15 protein-coding genes are annotated in these 16,699 nt (G+C 64.4%); 8 read left to right on the top strand and 7 right to left on the bottom strand.

Features of this window, described 5'->3' with window-relative positions:
• Positions 1-675 precede the first annotated feature (675 nt).
• Entirely contained in the window at positions 676-1,686 is a 1,011-nt protein-coding gene (gene phnD / locus ACCC97_RS19325) for a phosphate/phosphite/phosphonate ABC transporter substrate-binding protein (RefSeq protein ID WP_007830998.1), read from the bottom strand.
• Positions 1,687-2,013: 327 nt separating this feature from the next.
• On the opposite strand from phnD, the gene ACCC97_RS19320 reads away from it, so the two are divergent.
• The 6 genes from ACCC97_RS19320 (at position 2,014) to ACCC97_RS19295 (ending at position 9,577) form a co-directional block, all read left to right on the top strand.
• Positions 2,014-2,700, top strand: a complete 687-nt coding sequence (locus tag ACCC97_RS19320; protein WP_413334437.1) for a response regulator transcription factor — start codon at positions 2,014-2,016, stop codon at positions 2,698-2,700.
• 1 nt (position 2,701) lies between these two features.
• On the top strand, positions 2,702-4,051 hold the full coding sequence (locus tag ACCC97_RS19315) for an ATP-binding protein (RefSeq protein ID WP_007831002.1): 1,350 nt from the start codon (positions 2,702-2,704) through the stop codon (positions 4,049-4,051).
• Between the two features lie 131 nt (positions 4,052-4,182).
• The gene (locus ACCC97_RS19310; protein ID WP_007831004.1) at positions 4,183-5,232 is read left to right on the top strand and encodes an ABC transporter substrate-binding protein; all 1,050 of its coding nucleotides are present in this window, start codon (positions 4,183-4,185) and stop codon (positions 5,230-5,232) included.
• Between the two features lie 10 nt (positions 5,233-5,242).
• On the top strand, positions 5,243-7,465 hold the full coding sequence (locus tag ACCC97_RS19305) for an ABC transporter permease (protein WP_413334434.1): 2,223 nt from the start codon (positions 5,243-5,245) through the stop codon (positions 7,463-7,465).
• Between the two features lie 26 nt (positions 7,466-7,491).
• On the top strand, positions 7,492-8,541 hold the full coding sequence (locus ACCC97_RS19300; protein ID WP_413334432.1) for an ABC transporter ATP-binding protein: 1,050 nt from the start codon (positions 7,492-7,494) through the stop codon (positions 8,539-8,541).
• A 118-nt stretch (positions 8,542-8,659) separates the two neighbouring features.
• A complete protein-coding gene (locus ACCC97_RS19295; protein WP_413334430.1) occupies positions 8,660-9,577 on the top strand; it encodes a helix-turn-helix domain-containing protein in 918 nt (305 codons plus the stop codon).
• A 58-nt stretch (positions 9,578-9,635) separates the two neighbouring features.
• On the opposite strand, the gene ACCC97_RS19290 is transcribed toward ACCC97_RS19295, so the two are convergent.
• The 6 genes from ACCC97_RS19290 to ACCC97_RS19265 form a co-directional block, all read right to left on the bottom strand.
• Positions 9,636-11,045, bottom strand: coding sequence for an amidase (locus tag ACCC97_RS19290; RefSeq protein ID WP_007831008.1), 1,410 nt, complete (start codon positions 11,043-11,045; stop codon positions 9,636-9,638).
• Positions 11,042-11,323: a hypothetical protein gene (locus tag ACCC97_RS19285; protein ID WP_042673049.1), complete on the bottom strand. Its 282-nt coding sequence runs from the start codon at positions 11,321-11,323 to the stop codon at positions 11,042-11,044. Before ACCC97_RS19285 ends, ACCC97_RS19290 begins: the two co-directional genes overlap by 4 nt.
• A 62-nt stretch (positions 11,324-11,385) precedes the next feature.
• Entirely contained in the window at positions 11,386-12,075 is a 690-nt protein-coding gene (locus tag ACCC97_RS19280) for an amino acid ABC transporter permease (RefSeq protein ID WP_007831011.1), read from the bottom strand.
• Positions 12,072-12,719 (bottom strand): amino acid ABC transporter permease, encoded by a 648-nt coding sequence (locus ACCC97_RS19275; RefSeq protein WP_413334427.1) that lies wholly within the window; start codon positions 12,717-12,719, stop codon positions 12,072-12,074. The genes ACCC97_RS19280 and ACCC97_RS19275 overlap by 4 nt, the downstream gene beginning before the upstream one ends.
• A gap of 15 nt (positions 12,720-12,734) precedes the next feature.
• On the bottom strand, positions 12,735-13,556 hold the full coding sequence (locus ACCC97_RS19270) for an amino acid ABC transporter ATP-binding protein (RefSeq protein ID WP_413334425.1): 822 nt from the start codon (positions 13,554-13,556) through the stop codon (positions 12,735-12,737).
• 30 nt (positions 13,557-13,586) lie between these two features.
• Positions 13,587-14,444 (bottom strand): ABC transporter substrate-binding protein, encoded by an 858-nt coding sequence (locus ACCC97_RS19265; protein ID WP_007831017.1) that lies wholly within the window; start codon positions 14,442-14,444, stop codon positions 13,587-13,589.
• 124 nt (positions 14,445-14,568) lie between these two features.
• On the opposite strand from ACCC97_RS19265, the gene ACCC97_RS19260 reads away from it, so the two are divergent.
• Together ACCC97_RS19260 and ACCC97_RS19255 are read left to right on the top strand one after the other, a co-directional pair.
• Entirely contained in the window at positions 14,569-15,639 is a 1,071-nt protein-coding gene (locus tag ACCC97_RS19260) for a GlxA family transcriptional regulator (protein ID WP_237726057.1), read from the top strand.
• A gap of 214 nt (positions 15,640-15,853) precedes the next feature.
• Positions 15,854-16,078 carry a hypothetical protein gene (locus ACCC97_RS19255; protein ID WP_157632160.1) on the top strand — a complete coding sequence of 75 codons (225 nt, stop codon included), beginning with the start codon at positions 15,854-15,856 and terminating at the stop codon, positions 16,076-16,078.
• Positions 16,079-16,699: the final 621 nt, after the last annotated feature.

Genomic DNA, 16,699 nt, shown 5'->3' with positions numbered 1-16,699 from the left:
CTCGACGCCTGGCTGAAACCGGACCACGCGAACCTGGAGGCCTCGTACGCGGTCCTCGATGAGCGCGAGCGCCCGTATTACGAGCACAGACTACGCGGCGTAGGGCTATGTGCGGCCGCCATTTGCCGACGGCAGCTTCAGACTGGCAATCGACATTCGCTTCTGGACAACGAATGCCGGCTGTAGCAGCAAGTGGCCATAGGGACCAGCGGAGCACGGCCGACCGGTCTGCGGCCCGAACCCAGGCGTTCGCATTGACCGTGCACGGTGCCACCGCCATTGATTGCCTTCCTTGTTGATGAGAACTGGTCCTGGTCCCGGCGCAGGCCATAGTCCGCCAGACGCACGGTATAGGTGGCCCGAGGCTCAGGCACTACATCTTCGAAGTTGAAGGGCACTTCGTTCAAGGCACGAGCAGAGGCAGAAGTAAGGCTCTATCAGATTCGCAAGAGATTCTTCGATCTCAAATGTTGATCTGCAAGGCGGCGCGTCCCTGCTCGACATGCCACGGCAATGCAGCGATAAACTGGGATTTCAGCAGCTTCACGCTTGTGGCCAACCGCCAGTCGATCTACTTCAACTTTCACCACGAGAGCAACCTTGCGGCAAATGGTGCACTCCACCTTCGTCTCTTCAACGTCCTGCGACAGGACTGTGGACTTGTTCAGATCATTCTTAGCTCGTAGATCGCAGCAGCTGCTCCATCCTCGAGCCGCGCTGCATGACCGCGCCGGCCTTCTGCATCCGCTCCTTCTCGCTCAGCCCGGGGTCGCGCATGATCTGCTGGCTCGCCTTGAACATTTCCAGGTTCGCGATGGTGATGAGCTGCCGGTTCGAGGACTGGCGCCAGCCGGTCAGTTTGTTGATGTCCCAGAGGATCCTTTTCTCCTCCGGATCCTTGGTACCGAATCCGTAGGTGAATGAGGCGATCCTCTGTTTCAGCTGCTGCGGCAGCTCGGTGCGCCAGACCATCGGGGATTCGGGAATGTCAGGCGACTCCCACAGCACGCGGATCTTCGCGGCGTCGGCCGGGCGCCGGGAGCGAAGGTTGTCCAGCTCCGAAGTGTTGTTGGTCGCGACATCGACCTCCCCCTTGGCAACGGCCAGCAGGTTGGCCTCGTGGCTTCCGCGCCGGACTTCCCTGAACAGTCCCGCCGGGTCGATCACTCCCTTCTTGACGAAAGCGAAGTACATCGGGACGAGATGTCCCGAAGCACTCTTTTCGTCGCCATCGCCGAAGCGCAGCTGCGGGGCCGAGCGGATCAGGTCCTCGAGATCGCGCAGCTTGCTGTCTTGCGGCACGATGAGGATCGAGCGATAGGAAGCCTTGCCCTGGTTCACCATGGTGGCGAATACGCTGCCGACCCCCATCTCCACGACGTCCAGCGCGGCTGCATTTCCGAGCCACGCTACATCCATGCTCCCCGCTGCGAATTCCTTCACGATCTCGTCGGCGGCGCCGAACACGCGCCGGTCTATCGAAGTACCCGTTGCAAGCGCCATCCGATCGAGGAACGGATTCCAGTTCTTCAGCATGACTTCGGGATCCCGGGGGCTGATGAGTCCGAAGGCCAGCCGGGCGGTGGGCTGAGGCCCGGGCGGTTTTGCGGCCTGGGGCGTGCCTTGCGCCCAGGCGGGTGTGCATCCGGCAGCGCCGGCCCCGATCAAAAAATGACGTCGTTTCACTGTGTCTCCTGATGCTTTTTCAGCATGTGTCGTTGGTGGGCAAGGGAGCGGACACCTGAGCAGCCAGATGCGCAGCCCCGAATCCATGATTGAGTCGTCATGCGCTGGTGCCGAGAGGAAAAGCACGGTGACTGTGCGAAAGCATGTTGAAAGACTCGAGTCCGGAAGATGGATGCCGGCGGCCATGAACGTGCCGGTCGCCCGGGGCGCAAGTGCGAGCCCGGCGGCATCGGCTTCAGGCCGGGCGGTCTTTCTTTCGACTGTCTTTCGACTGTGCGTGGTGCAAGCCCCAGTTCATGGCAAGGCCCTTGATGGCACCATTCGTCCATGAAGCTTTTGCTCGTGGAAGACGACTTTGACCTGTCGGGGGTGCTCTCCCGCAGCTTGTCGTCGCGCGGCTTCGAACTGCTGTGCTGCAGCGACGGCGTCGAGGCCTTGGCCGCGGCTCGCAAGAAGAGCTTCGACATCATCGTGCTCGACCTCTCGCTTCCCGGGCTCGACGGGCTCGAGCTCCTTCACCGTCTGCGCGGCGACGGAAATGCGACCCCGGTGCTCGTGCTGACTGCCAGGGGCGCTGTCGGGGACCGGATCGCCGGTCTCAACGCAGGGGCCGATGACTATCTGGCCAAGCCGTTCGACCTGGAGGAGTTGATCGCGCGCGTTGGCGCGTTGACCCGCCGCTTCGGGCGCGACGGGGAGTTCAGGTGCGGACGACTGCGCTACGAGGCGTCAGCCAATGTTTTCTACAAGGACCAGAGCCCGCTCGATCTCTCGCAGCGCGAGGCCGATCTCCTGAAAAAGCTGATGTCACGCGTCGAGCACGTCGTCCCCAGGGAGGTACTGAGGGACGCGGTGTTCGGCGCGGACGCGGCGCAGGCGGACGCCATCGACGTCGTCGTACACCGGCTCCGGAAGAAGCTGGTCGGCGCGAATGTCGAGGTGCTGAACCTGCGGGGAGTCGGATATCTGTTGTGCGACGACGCGTCGGTGGCGGCGCAGCGTCCACTCCCTTGACATGAAGTCGCCGCTTCAACCGCCGCGCGCCGGGTCGCTTCGGCACTTCCTGCTTCTATGGCTCCTCGGGGGGCTATGGCTCCTGATCGCGTGCCTCGTGCTCGTCCATCTGGTGGCGGGCCTGATCACCTTGGCGCGCGAGCAGGATGCCCGCCTCGTCGCGAAGCTTGGGCGGATCGACGCGGCAGGCGGTGGCGAGGTGCAAGGCGTTCAGGGCCCGGTGCCGCCGGTGCCATCGTTCTATCGGGTCAGTGCCATCGACGGAAGCCTGATCGCGGGCGACCGCATGCTCGAGGCATTTCCGTGGACGGCGACCCTGCCGGAGTCCGGTGATCCCCGCTTCTATGTGAGCCAGCGGAGCGGGACCTCCGTGCGGGCCGTGGCGGCCCTGCGAAAGGACGCCCACGCTCCTGACCGGAAGGTGGTCGTCCAGTTTGCCGAACCGATGCGTGCACGCTTCGAGGTCTGGGACGAGCTCCCCGGGCAGCTGCTCGGATGGATCGGCGTGGCAGCCGTCGGCATGTCCCTGGTGGTGATCTCGGGTGTGGCCATGACCTCGCGATGGCTGGAGCGTGCCCGCCAGGCCCTCGATGCGCCGCAACTGGATGTCGGTCTCTACGACGGGCCGTCCGAGCTGCGCCCGGCGATGGCGCGCATGCACGAACTCCATCTGCGGCAGCGCGAATGGGTGGAAGAGCAGCGCCGCTTCCTCGCCGACGCGTCGCACCAGCTGCGCACCCCCATGTCGGTGCTCCGGACTCAGCTGCAGTCGGCCATCGCGGGCGATGTGCCGGCCTCCGAGATCCTGCCGCAGATGCTGCATACGGTGGATCGGGCGACGGACATGGCCAATCAGCTGCTCAGCCTGAGCAAGCTCGAGCAGATCAAGCGTGCGGGCCGGCTGCAGACCGTGCTGCTGCACGCCGTGGCCCTGGACGCGGTAATGGAGCTCGCACCGCTCGTCGCGGCCAAGCGCCTGGACTTCGCGCTCGAAGGCGACGATGGGCTTGGCGCCACCGGCGATCCGCTCATGCTCGGCGAGCTGCTTCGCAACTTGCTTGCGAACGCGATACATCACACGCCCGACGGCGGCCGGCTCGGCATCCTGATGCGCGCCTATGCCGCAACGATCGAACTGGTGGTGTGGGACGGTGGGCCCGGCTTGGACGATGCGTTGCGCCCGAGGCTGTTCCAGGCGTTCTCGGCGACCAAGGGCGGTGTTGGGCTGGGGCTGTCCATCTGTCGGCAGATCGCGGAAGCCATGGGCGCGACCATGGAGATTCACAACCGCGTCGACGGCGGCCGCGTCATCGGCGTCGACGCCGTGGTTCGCTGGAGCCAGGGGCCCTGACCGCCGACGGCGCGGCGTGCCGCATCGCTGCGCTTGCCGCGTCCTTCAATCCGTGCCTTTTCACAGCCTTCGCGTGGCTGGGGGCAGTGCTTTCACAAATTTCTCTGGTTTCAACCGTCAAGGAGACGAACATGAAGAAGAAAAACGCGCTTGCCGCTCTCGCGGTCCTCGCCATGGCAGGCATGACCGGTCTGACCGGCGTGCCTGTCGCCCACGCGCAGGGCGCAGGCCAGCTGAACGTCATCTGTTCCGTCCAGGACGAATGGTGCTCGCTGATGAGCACGACCTTCGCCCGCAGTTCCGGCATCAAGGTCAATGTGCTCAAGCGAGGCAGTGGCGAGGCGCTGGCGCAGCTGCTGGCGGAGCGCAGCAATCCGAAGACCGACGTGTGGTTCGGCGGCACGGGCGATCCCCATCTGCAGGCCGCGGAGCAGGACTTGACGCTCGAGTACAGGTCGCCGTCCCTCCCGCAGCTCCACGCCTGGTCGCAGTCGCAGGCCGAACAATCGAAATGGCGGACCGTCGGCGTGTACTCCGGTCCGCTGGGTTTTGCATTCAACACCGAGCTGCTGGCGAAGAAGAAGCTGCCCGAGCCCAAGTGCTGGAAGGACTTGCTCTCACCGGCGCTGCGCGGCGAGATCCAGGTTGCCAACCCGGCGAGCTCGGGCACCGCCTACACCATGATCGCGACCCTGGTGCAGCTGATGGGGGAGGACAAGGCTTTCGAGTACATGAAGGCTCTGCACAGGAACGTCGGGCAGTACGCGCGCTCCGGCACGGGTCCCATCAAGGCTGCGGCCCGCGGTGAGACCACTGTTTCCATCAGCTTCGTCCATGACGCGCCCAGCGAGCAGATGCAGGGCTTTCCGATCGCGACCGCGACACCCTGCGAGGGAACGGGCGCGGAGATCGGATCGATGTCGATCGTCAAGGGCGCACGCAACCTCGATAACGCGAGGAAGTTCTATGAGTGGGCCCTGACGCCGGCGGCGCAGCAGCTGGCAGCCGCGGCGCATCAGTTCCAGCTGCCCTCGAACAAGTCGGCCAGGCTGGACAGCCACGTTCCCGATTTCCGCAAGATCCGCCTCATCGACTACGACTACGCGAAGTACGGGCAATCGGCAGAGCGCAAGCGCCTGATCGAACGCTGGGACCGCGAGGTCAATTCCCTGCCACGTTGATCGGTCCGGCATGAAACTCAACGACAACAACCGACCGATCGCGGTCTGGTCGATCATCGGCTTCGTCGCTTTCTGCGTCCTCCCCTGGTATGCGCTGCCCGAAGGCTTGTCCGGACTCCAGAGCATCGGCGAATTGTTTGCCGGGCATGACAGCTCCAGCGCGCTCGCCCAGATTCTGCTGCATCGGCGTCCCTGGCTTGCCGTGGGGGTCTGGCCGCTGGTCGTTGCGCTGGTATCCCTGCGCATGACGCCGGGGGTCGCCCAGGGCCGCCTCCTCGCTTGGTGCAGCGCGCTGGGCGTGGCGGGAATGCTTCTCCAGGGCTTCGCCATCGGATTGCCCGCAACTAGCGTGATCCACGGCGCAAGCCAGCCAGGTTTCGGCTGGGGGGCCATGCTGGTGCTGTGTTCGCTTCTTATGCTGGCCGCATTCGGCATGGCGCGAACCGGCGCATTCCGCGGCGACCTGTTCGTCGCGGCGGCGGTGCTCGGCGCCAGCAGTCTGCTGGTCACCTTCGTCGCCTTTCCGGTCTTCAGGTCGTTGTCCGGCGCCTTCCTCGACGACAGCGGCCACCCCAGTGTTGCGGCCTGGCTCGCACGGATCGCGAGCGAGCGGATCTGGGGCATCGGCTGCGCATACTCCGCGCAGAGCTGCGGCGTCGCGTGGAACACGCTGGCACTGGCCACGCTGACCGGCCTCACAACGACGGTGCTCGGAACGCTGCTGGCCCTGATCGAGAACCGCAGCGACTCCAGAATCCGCAACGCGCTTCGATTCCTCGCGCCTCTGCCCATCATCACGCCTCCCTTCGTCGTGGGATTGGGCCTCATCCTCCTGTTCGGGAGGGCGGGCATCGTCAACCAACTGATCGAGTGGGCCTTCGGCGTGGAGCCTACGCGCTGGTTCTATGGCTGGTTCGGCGTCTGGCTTGCGCAGCTGTTCGCGTTCACACCGATCGCCTTCCTGATCGTGCGCGGCGTCATCGAGGGCATCAGCCCTTCGCTCGAAGAGGCATCGCAGACCCTGCGCGCGGGCGGCTGGCGCACCTTCCTGTACGTCACCTTCCCGTTGATGCTGCCGGGGCTCACGAATGCGTTTCTCGTCGGCTTTATCGAGAGCATCGCCGACTTCGGCAACCCGATCGTCGTCGGCGGGCAGTTCTCGGTCCTGTCCACGGAGATCTTCTTCGCCATCGTCGGCGCCCAGTTCGATCAGGGCAGGGCAGCCGCGCTCGCGCTCATCCTCACCGTGTTCGCCCTGGGCGTCTTCGCGCTGCAGCGCCGCGTCCTCGGCCGGAAGAACTTCACCACCGTTTCGGGCAAGGGCGACGCAGGGCTTGCGATGCGCCTGCCCGACGGGCTGCGGCGCGCGGCGCTGTGCGTGGTCGTGCCCTGGCTGATCTTCACTCTGGTTGTCTACGTCTTCGCGTTCTGCGGCGGCTTTGTGCAGACCTGGGGACGGAACTATTCGCCGACCCTTGCCCACTTCCGCACGGCCTTCGAGGTTGCGATCGAGGGTGGTGCCGTGCAATGGATCGGCGTGGCCTGGGACTCGCTCTTCACGACGGTGCGGCTGGCCGCGATTGCGGCACCGCTCACGGCAGCCATGGGCCTGCTGATCGCCTGGCTGCTGGCCCGTGTCCAGTTCCGCGCGCAGGGCGTGTTCGAGTTCTCGGCGCTCATGGCTTTCGCGATTCCGGGGACCGTCCTGGGCGTCAGCTATGTCCTGGTGTTCAACGTTCCGCCGCTGGAGATGACCGGCACCGGCCTGATCATCGTGATGTGCTTCATCTTCCGGAATCTCCCGGTGGGCGTGCGGGCCGGTGCCGCGGCATTCAAGCAGCTCGACAAGTCGCTCGACGAGGCCTCGCTGATGCTTCGCGCCTCGACGGCGCGGACGCTCTGGTCGGTCACGCTGCCGCTGCTCAAGCCTGCTCTGGCCGCATCGCTCATCTACAGCTTCGTGAGATCGATGACCACCGTTTCCGCCGTGATCTTCCTCGTGACGGCCGAGACGGAACTGGCCACTACTTTCATCATCGGGCGAGTGGGCCAGGGCGACTATGGCGTGGCCCTGGCATACAGCACCGTCCTGATCGTCCTGATGGCACTGGTCACGGGCCTGGTCCAGTGGCGGGTCGGAAATCGCCGCCTGGGCAGAAGAGCTTCCGCGGCGGCAACACCCGTCGGCGCGTCCGACGTGCATCGCAGCCCGGCGGCAACTGCATCGCCGTGATCCCAATCCTCCAGCGAAAGAAACTCATGTACGGCATCGAATTCAAGAACGTCTCCAAGAGCTACGGCACGGGTGCCGGCGCGCCGATGGTCGTCAAGGACATCAGCTTCGGTGTTCCGAAGGGAACGCTGACCACCATCCTCGGACCGTCGGGATGCGGAAAGACCACGACACTGCGGATGATCGCGGGCCTGGAAAGCCCCAGCTCGGGCCGCATCTTCATCGACGGCACGGATGTCACCACGCTCGGTGCGGCGCTGCGGAACGTGAGCCTTGTGTTCCAGAGCTATGCGTTGTTCCCGCACATGAGCGTCATCGAGAACGTGTCCTACGGGCTGCGCATGTCAGGCCTGCCAACGCCTCAGGCCAGGGAAAAGGCGGGGCTGATGCTCGAGACCGTGGGCCTCAAGGGCATGAACGAGCGCATGCCCAGTGAGCTCTCGGGTGGCCAGCAGCAGCGGGTCGCGCTGGCGCGTGCGCTTGCGCTGGAGCCTGCTGTGCTCCTGTTCGACGAGCCGCTGTCCAACCTGGATGCCCGGCTGCGGCGCTCCATGCGCGAGGAGATCCGCTCGCTGCAGCAGCGCCTTTCCCTGACGGTGGCCTACGTGACGCATGACCAAAGCGAGGCGCTGGCGGTCAGCGATCACATCATCGTGATGGATCAGGGGGTGATCGCGCAGCGCGGGGCACCGCACGAACTGTACGAATCGCCGCAATCCGAATTCGTTGCGGGCTTCATGGGCGAGGCCATGCTGTTCGATGGGCTTTGCGATGAACAGCGACGGGTTGGCCTGGGTACCCTGAGCATCGCCGCACCTGCGGGAATCGGTCAGGGCCCCGTGAAGGTCGCGGTGCGTCCGGAGGCCTGGGTCATCAGGCCCGTCTCCAACGACGGCCTCGCGGCGCGGGTGATCAAGAGAACCTACGTTGGCAGCACTGTCGAGTACACGTTCTCCAGCCAGCTCGGCGAGATCTTCGTGGTGTCGCCAGAAGTCAGGCAGACCTTGGCGCATGGCGCGCCAGTGAGCCTGCACCTGGCCGACCACGGCGTTTCCATCGTTTCCTCGGTGAAATAGGCGGGCGCCCGCTGCGTTCGCAGGACATCGGTGTCGACGCCGGCGCGATAGCCTTCAGATCATGCAGATGAGATTCCGACAACCGGCGGTTGCCGCCAGTGGGGAAGATTGCAATCCCTTGCTGCAACTTCCCGAATTCGACGACAGGCAGTCGAGGAACCTGCAGCCTCGCCAGTCGCTGTTCGACATGAATTCCTGCCTGTCTTTTTCGGAGCATGGCGTGCCATGGCAACCCGGGCGCTTGCGTTACCACCAGGATTTCGAACTCCACGTCATCATGACTCCGTTTGCTTGTGCTTTCGTCGGGGACGAGATCCACAGCTTCGCATCGGGCAATGTCGTCCTGATCGGCCCGCGCCTGCCGCACAACTTCCGGTTCACGGGCACAGCCGATGGCGCTCGCGCGGCGACGAATCCCGTTCTGCGATTCGCCGATGCACCCTTGCGCAAGAGCATGGTCCTGCTGCCGGAGCTGCGCGAGGCCGAAAGCCTTCTGGACAGGGCCCATCAGGGCGTCGAGTTCGTCGGGTTCCGGGAAGCCGCTATGAAGTACTTGGCGCGAATCGAGCAAAGCCGAGGGCTGGAGCGCTTTTCGGTTTTTTCGGCGCTTCTGGACGAGCTCGCGCGATGGAAGGACACAAGGGTCCTGACGAAGCTGAAGTACGGGCAGGCGCAACCCCTGGCCGGCTGCCGGTCGGGAAAGATCTACGCCGTGCTGGACTACCTCCGGGTGAACTACATGCAGGAATTCAGCCTGCCCGAGATCGGCGCCATGGTCGGGATGCACGAGGCGGCGCTTTCCCGCCAGTTCCGCAAGCTCACCGGCAGAACATTCACCGCCTTCGTTGCCGAGCTGAGGGTGGCCAAGGCCTGCCAGTTGCTCCTCCATAGCGACCGGCAGATCAGCGCCATCTGCTATGCCGTCGGCTTCAACAACATTTCGAATTTCAACAGGCACTTCCTCAAACGCAAGGGCCTGACGCCGACTGAGTACAGAGCGCTCGGCGAGTTGGGCCGACGCAGCGGCTTGGACTGAACCCCATCGACTGGAGCACTAGGGTCATCGGAACTAAGCCACCTGCTGATCATCGCGTTCAGTCCAGGCCCCGCGGGTGAGCCAGGTGCCAGCACGTGGCTTGCTGGTATGCGTGGCCCAGCTGCAAGGCCTGCAGTTCGCCGAGGCCGGGACCAATCACCTGCACTGACACCGGCAAGCCTTGTCGCGTGAAGCCGGCGGGCAAGGCCAGTGAGCAGAGATCGAGCAAGTTCACGAAACGCCCCAAAAGCGACAGTGGCGTGAGCAGTTCGTCCACATCGGACACCGGAATCGCTGCGATGGCATTGGTCGGGAAGATGCAGACGTCCACGTTCATCATGGCTTGCTGCATCGCCGCCTGGGCGTGCGCCCGAGCGGCGAGCAGTTGCTGGTAGCGGGCCGCGCTGATGTCGCGTCCGAGCAGAATGCGGCGCCGCACATGGGGATCGAAGTCCAGGTCGTCGCGCTCGAACAGCGCGCCGAGATTCGCGTAACCCTCGGCGCTCATCAACTGACCTGCGATCTGCATCGCTTCGGTCAGCGACGTCGGCAAGGGCTGGCGCACCAGCGTGACGTCGAGGTCCTGGAAGGCTTGCAACGCCGCGTCATAGACCGAGAGCACCTCGGCGTCCACATGCTGCCGCTCTCCGTCCGGCAGCACCCACGCCCGCATACCCGCGACTGGAAAGCGCAGCGATGGCGCGAGCCTTCGCACCGGAGACGAACGCGATGCCGCGTCGAGCGGGTCGGGCCCTGCGATCACATCGAGCAGCAATGCGCAGTCAGCAACGTCGCGCGTGATCGGGCCGACCGTGTCGTGCGTCGGGCACAACTCGACCAGGCCGTGACGGCTCACCATGCCGTGTGTGGTCTTGAGTCCGACGACGCCGCACAGCCCGGCCGGGATGCGCACCGAGCCGCCGGTGTCCGTGCCGATCGCCGCGCACGCCATCCCGGCGGCCACCGCCACTGCGGAGCCGCTGCTCGAGCCACCTGGCACTCGTCGTGTCGTCAGGTCCCAGGGGTTCCAGGGCGTCCCCATCACGGCATTCGTGCCCCATCCGCCGAACGCGAACTCCACCGTGTGCGTCTTGCCGAGCACCACTGCGCCGGCCTGCCGCAGCCTGTGCACGGCCGTGGCGGTGACCTCGCCGATTCGGGGCGGCCGTGCGACCGACCCCGCCGATGTGGGCCAGCCCTCGATGTCGAACAGGTCCTTGACCGCTACGGTCACGCCATGCAGCGGACCGAGCTTCACGCCGGCCCGCCGCAGTGCATCGAGGCCATCGGCCGCGGACTGGGACTGTGCCACGTGCACATCGACGTAGGCGTGTAGGCCCGGGTCCAGCCGCGCGATCCGCGACAAATGCAAATCGACCAGTTCGCGGCTGCAGATTTCGCCGGCATCGAGCAGTGCCTGCAGGCGTCCGATGGTTGCGAATGCGAGTTCAGTGTCCAGGGTGGTCATGGCACAGGTCCTTCAGAACGCAGCGTGGTTCGTGGCGCCGGACCAGTTCGCCAGGCCGCTGCGCTCCAGTGCAAGCCAACCGCAGGCCACACCTGGCGCGCTGACCACAGCGCGCCCATCGTGCTGAGCTTGACTGCGCTGCAATCGGTGCGATGCCGGGCATGCACCGTAGCGCGGCCAAGGGCGAGGTCGGTGAAGGCAGCTTCGAGCGCGGACGCGCAGCCAGGGACAACCAGCAGCGCGTCGATGCGCGCGTCGTCGAGATAGGGAATGTTCATTACGGGTTCGTGAGGTCGTCGCGTCGGAGATCGGCGCATGACGTGTCTGCCATCGTCATCGCTCAGTTTGCGCCGCCCATCACACGGCGGCCGCGCGCCAACCGCGCCTCCAGCCAGCGCGAGAGCAGCGACAGCGGGAATGCAATGGCGAAGTAGAAGAGGCCCACCAGCAGGAAGATGTGCAGCGGCAGGAAGGACTCGCTGCTGATCGCTCGCGCGGTGAGCATCAGCTCATCGGTAGCAATTAGCGCGCACAGCGAGCTGTCCTTCAGCAGCGAGACATAGGCATTGAGCAACGGCGGCATCATCACGCGCAGGGCTTGCGGCGCGCTCACGTTCACGAAGACCTGCCGCGGCGTCATGCCGACGGCTAGGCCCGCCTCGCGCTGGCCCCTGTGCACTGAACCGAGACCACTGCGCAGGATCTCGGCCACGTAGGCCGACCCCTGCAGACCCAGGCCCAACACGCCTGCCCAGAATCCCGACAGCGTGACGCCGGCCTGTGGCAGCGCGAAGTAGATGGCCAGTAGCAGCGCGAGCAGCGGCACCGATCGGATGAACTGCACATAGACGCCGGCGGTGCGCTGAAGCCCGCGGGATCCCCTGCGCTGCGCCCAGGTCAACAGTGAACCGAGCAATGCCGCCAGGCCGAAGCCGGCGAGCGACAGTGCCACGGTCACCAGCGCGGCGCTGCACAGGCGCCCGCTCCAGTCCCCCCAGTAGTCGGCACAGGTGGCGAAGAATTCGATCATCGACCCACTCCCAGTCGGCGCTCGACATTCGCGAAGCCCCAGATGATCGGCAGAACGATGGCGGCGTAGAGTGCTATTGCGGCCAGATAGATCAGCGTGGTCTCGAAGGTGGAAGTCACGAGGTTGCGGGCGTAGAACATGATTTCGGGAACAGCGATGGCCGACGCAATGGAGGTGTCCTTGACCAGTTGGCTGCCGTAGTTGCCCAGCGACGGCAAGGTGACACGCAGCATCTGCGGTAGCAGCACACAGCGCAGCACTTGCGTCGGCGTGAGGCCGATGGCCAATGCAGCTTCGCGCTGGCCAGTGTGCAAGGACCTCAATCCGGCCGTGAAGATGTCGCACAACACGGCCGCCCCGACCAGGCCTAAGCCCACGCAGGCAGCTGTCACCGGCGACAGCCGGACGCCGGCGGACGCGAGCCCGAAGTACAGGACGAACAAGTGCGCCAGCGCCGGAACGTTGCGCATCCATTCGCTGTAGGCCGCGATGGCGCCTTGCACGAGGCGGCGGTGAGTGAAGGTGCGCGCCAGCGCCAATGCCAGCCCGCACAGCGCCGCGATCAGGAATGCGCCCACAGAGACCTGCAAGGCCGTCAGCGCGCCGACAGACAAGGTCTTGATGATGGCAAGAAAGGTATTCATCACCGCTCAGGTTTTTCAGCGCTGAGACGAGACACGGCCGCCCGCCTGACACAGGAAGGCCTTGGTGCGCGCCGCCTGCGGCCGGTCGATGACCTCGATGGCCGTGCCCTGCTCGACGATGTGTCCGCCGTCCATGAAGATCGCCCGGTCGGCCACCTCGCGAGCGAAGCTGATCTCGTGTGTGACCAGGATCATCGAGCGGCCTTCTTCCGCGAGTTCTTTGATGACGCCCAGCACCTCGCCGACCAGTTCCGGGTCGAGCGCCGAGGTTGGTTCGTCGAACAGCATCACCTTGGGCCGCTGCGCCAGCGCTCGCGCGATCGCGACCCGCTGCTGCTGGCCGCCGGACAGGCGCTCCGGGTACTCTTCGGCCTTGTGGCGCAGATGCACCTTCTCCAGCATCTCATCGGCCAGGTTGTAGGCCTCGGCGCGGCTCAGGCCCGCGCACTTGATCGGACCGAGCGCCACGTTGTCGCGCACGCTCAGATGCGGCCACAGATAGAAGAGCTGGAACACCATCGCCATCTCGGCACGCTGCGGCGCCAGTTCGGTGTCCGTCATCAGGCGCAATTCACCACGCCGATCCGGCACCTGACCGATGCGCTCGTCTTCTAGAAAGACTGAGCCTTCCGTGGGTTTTTCCAGGTAGTTCAAGCAGCGCAGGCAGGTGGACTTGCCCGAGCCGCTGGGGCCCAGCAACGCCAGCGTCTCGCCGCGCTGCAGATCAAACGAGATGCCCTTGAGCACGTCCAGGCTCCCGAACGACTTGCGCAGGGACTGGACGCGTAGCAGCGCTTGCGCGCTGGCTGGGGTGATGGCTGGAGCGATAGCGTTCATCGACTGACGTGGCCTGAATGACGGACCGGTTTACTTGCAGCCGGGCAATTGCCAGCCGGCCGGGCGATCCACGCTGGCGCGGAAGTTCTTGCCGACTGGCACATACCAGACGTCTTGCACCAGGCCGTAACGTTCGCCGATCTTCTTGATCTCGCAGCCCTGCCAGAGCTTGGCGATCTCGGCGTTCACTGCCTTAGCCAGTTCTGGGCTGTCCTTGTTAAGGCCGAACACCACCTGACCAAGTCCGGTGAGCAGCGGGAAGTCTGGGTTGTTGTCGGTGAAGGCGTTGAAGCGCAAGTTCCATTGCGGGTTGCGCGAGATGGCGTACTGCACGACCGGCGGGTCGCCGATCACGGCATCGATACGGCCGGCGAGCAGGTCGCGCACCGCTGCGTCTGAAGTGTCGTACTGGCTGAGCTGCAGGCCGGTGATCTTGCGCAGCTCGGGAATGAAGGAAAAGCCGGTGATCGTGCCAACCTTCTTGCCTTCCAGGTCCTTTAGCGTCGCCCAGTTGGTCTTGGACGACTGCATGATCCCGTTCTTGAAGTAGTGGATCGGGTCGCTCAAGGTCATGATCTTCGAGCGCTGCTCGGTCCAGCCCATGGTGCCAGCCATCACGTCGACGCGTTTGGCTTGCACGGACGCGATCGTGCCCGACCACTCCATCAGCGCAGGCTTGACCTGCAGCTTCAGCGCGTCGGCCACGCGCTGTAGGATCTCGCCGTCGTAGCCAATCATCTTGCCGTCTTGATAACCGGTTCCGGGCATGTCGCCGGTGAAGGCGATCGTCAGCTTGTTCACCTCGATGGTTTGAGCCTGCACACTCGCAAGCAGGCCGACGAGGGTGAGCAGGGCACACAGGGGGCGGGGCAGTTTGCCGATGTTCATGGAGGCTCCGAAAAGATTGAAGGGCTAGAAAGAGGACGTGAGCAAATGGTAGAAATGAACGCCGAAACCCTCCTGTATCGGTGCGAGCAACAATAGAACGTATGCGACATTCAGGGATATCCCGGTGAGCCGCCGAGGCGGGGAACCCGCGCCACCGCCACACCAGACAGCCACGCTGGATTGGCTCGATGCCGAGTCGCCTCCGCGGGTCAGCTCGCCACGTCAGGCCGAACTGCGTATTGGCATCGTGTTGTGGCCAACGTTTCCGTTGCTGTCGCTGGCCGGACTCAGTGATGCGCTGCGCCACGCCGCCGACATGGGCGACCGCAGCCGCCAAGTCCGTTGCACCTGGCGCGTGCTCGGGCTGGAGGGCGAGTCGGTGCGTGCCAGCTCCGGCATCGAGGTGCCGGTACAGCAGGCCTTCTCGTCCACGTTCGACTTTGACTACTTGGCGGTGATCGGCGGTCTGCTACCGCAGATCGATCGCGTCCCCGCGGGCTATCCGCGCTATTTGAAGCAAGTGGCGGAGGCCGGCATTCCATTGATCGGCGTCTGCACCGGAAGCTTCGTGCTGGCCCGTCACAGACTGATGGACGAGCGCGTCGCTTGCGTTCATCCGTTCCACGTCGATGACTGGAAGGCCATGTTTCCGGGCCATCCATTCGTTACTCACACCGACTACCACGTCGATCGGGATCGCATCACCTGCGCCGGAGGCATCTCGATCATCGAACTCGCCGCCGAACTGGCGCGCCGGCATTGCGGCCCGGGTACCTCAGCCAAGGTCATCCACCAGATGACCGTCGCGCCGCGAAAGTCCAGCAGCCACATGGCGCGTCGTCAGGCGCTGGGCTACATCACGACCGAGAAGGACAAGCTGCGTCAGGTCGTGCTGCTGATGGAGAAGAACCTGTCACCGCCGCTGGAGATCGCCGTCATCGCGCGCCTCGTAGGTTCGAACCCGCGACAGCTCGAACGGGCTTTCCTCGCCGAAACCGGCTTCACCCCGTCGGACTACTACCGAACCCTGCGCCTGAAGTACGGGCGATGGCTGCTCACAACCTCGGACATCAGCATCAACGAGATTGCCTTCGAATGCGGATTCGCCGACGCGTCACATTTCATCCGCCACTTTCAGACGCAGTTCGGGATGACGCCAGGTCGTTTGCGGCGGGCGTTGGAGGGAGGCGCATGACCGTGGCCCATCCGAACGACCGGTTTGGCCGATAGTACCCATTCGCGCGAGGCCGAGGGATATCGGCAATCACTGCAAAGCAGAAGCCCCAGTGCTCCTACCGCATGATAGGGTTACCCCCTCGGCAACCGCGAGGCAGAAGTTCTCCTACGAACCATGGGTGCGCTACTGAAAGATCCAACGTCACCTTAGCGGCTGTCTCATCGCAAGGGAGATGGTCACCAACCCGTCAGGTGCTGCCGCAGGCCGCTGGATGGTCGCGACCCGCTTGACGGTGCATAAAGGCTCTGGACGTCTTCTCGATGCGGATGGCAGCTTGCATGGCCAGAAGCTCGAGGGCCTGTGGGAGTTGGTGAAGATCGCCAAGGGCGGCGAACGGCAGGAGCCGTGGATCCTGTTCAAGAAGAAGGACGAACACGCGCGCGCGCACGCCAAATGATCCGGATGGCGTTACATTGTCTTGGACGACTCTGGACGGTTCGCTGATGTCTCAAGGGGAGAACTGCGGTTCGGCCGTACGTTGATGGACATTTTTGGACATCAACGTGGTGCTTCGACAGGAACCGCAAAACATGCGGTAGGCCACGACAGTATTGGATTTTTTCTTTTTCTTATTGGAAGATACCGACAAAAATACCGGCAAACGGCACTGCGTTGCTCGTGCGCAACGCCATTCGCCGGCCACGTTTCCGCCGCACAAGAAGCCGCCGCCGAGCCCTCAGGGCCTGTTTCCCGTTGAGGAATGGCAGGGCACACATGAACCGGAAAAACCTGCCAGCGGGCCTCCTGGAGGCGGGCCGAGCCATTTGCTGGGCAGCGCGAGCGCACAACTCAACATGGCGATGCACGCGAGGACCGCCCCCTCTTGACGGACCTTGAGGGCGGCTGAAGCGCGCCGCGATAAAAGTGCGCTCCGATCGGTGCGATAAATGTGGAAGTGCAATCGCGATACCCCGCCAACAACTAGCGCTCAGTAGCCCCAATGTTGGCGCCGACCGGAAACTGAGCCAGTTTTGCGGGTAGTGCCGAAGTAAAAGTGAGCCAGGTGTTCAACCTACCC

It is taken from the genome of Variovorax sp. Varisp85 (genome assembly GCF_047304045.1).
In the GTDB taxonomy this organism is placed as follows: domain Bacteria; phylum Pseudomonadota; class Gammaproteobacteria; order Burkholderiales; family Burkholderiaceae_C; genus Variovorax.
The sequence above is the reverse complement of the archived record's forward strand: the minus strand, read 5'-3'. Positions and strand labels throughout refer to the sequence as shown.

Coding starts and splice junctions, on each gene's coding strand:
- ACCC97_RS19320 (WP_413334437.1), top strand. CDS start 2,014: ATGAAGCTTTTGCTCGTGGAAGACGACTTTGACCTGTCGGGGGTGCTC.
- ACCC97_RS19315 (WP_007831002.1), top strand. CDS start 2,702: ATGAAGTCGCCGCTTCAACCGCCGCGCGCCGGGTCGCTTCGGCACTTC.
- ACCC97_RS19310 (WP_007831004.1), top strand. CDS start 4,183: ATGAAGAAGAAAAACGCGCTTGCCGCTCTCGCGGTCCTCGCCATGGCA.
- ACCC97_RS19305 (WP_413334434.1), top strand. CDS start 5,243: ATGAAACTCAACGACAACAACCGACCGATCGCGGTCTGGTCGATCATC.
- ACCC97_RS19300 (WP_413334432.1), top strand. CDS start 7,492: ATGTACGGCATCGAATTCAAGAACGTCTCCAAGAGCTACGGCACGGGT.
- ACCC97_RS19290 (WP_007831008.1), bottom strand. CDS start 11,045: ATGACCACCCTGGACACTGAACTCGCATTCGCAACCATCGGACGCCTG.
- ACCC97_RS19285 (WP_042673049.1), bottom strand. CDS start 11,323: ATGAACATTCCCTATCTCGACGACGCGCGCATCGACGCGCTGCTGGTT.
- ACCC97_RS19280 (WP_007831011.1), bottom strand. CDS start 12,075: ATGATCGAATTCTTCGCCACCTGTGCCGACTACTGGGGGGACTGGAGC.
- ACCC97_RS19275 (WP_413334427.1), bottom strand. CDS start 12,719: ATGAATACCTTTCTTGCCATCATCAAGACCTTGTCTGTCGGCGCGCTG.
- ACCC97_RS19270 (WP_413334425.1), bottom strand. CDS start 13,556: ATGAACGCTATCGCTCCAGCCATCACCCCAGCCAGCGCGCAAGCGCTG.
- ACCC97_RS19265 (WP_007831017.1), bottom strand. CDS start 14,444: ATGAACATCGGCAAACTGCCCCGCCCCCTGTGTGCCCTGCTCACCCTC.
- ACCC97_RS19255 (WP_157632160.1), top strand. CDS start 15,854: ATGGTCACCAACCCGTCAGGTGCTGCCGCAGGCCGCTGGATGGTCGCG.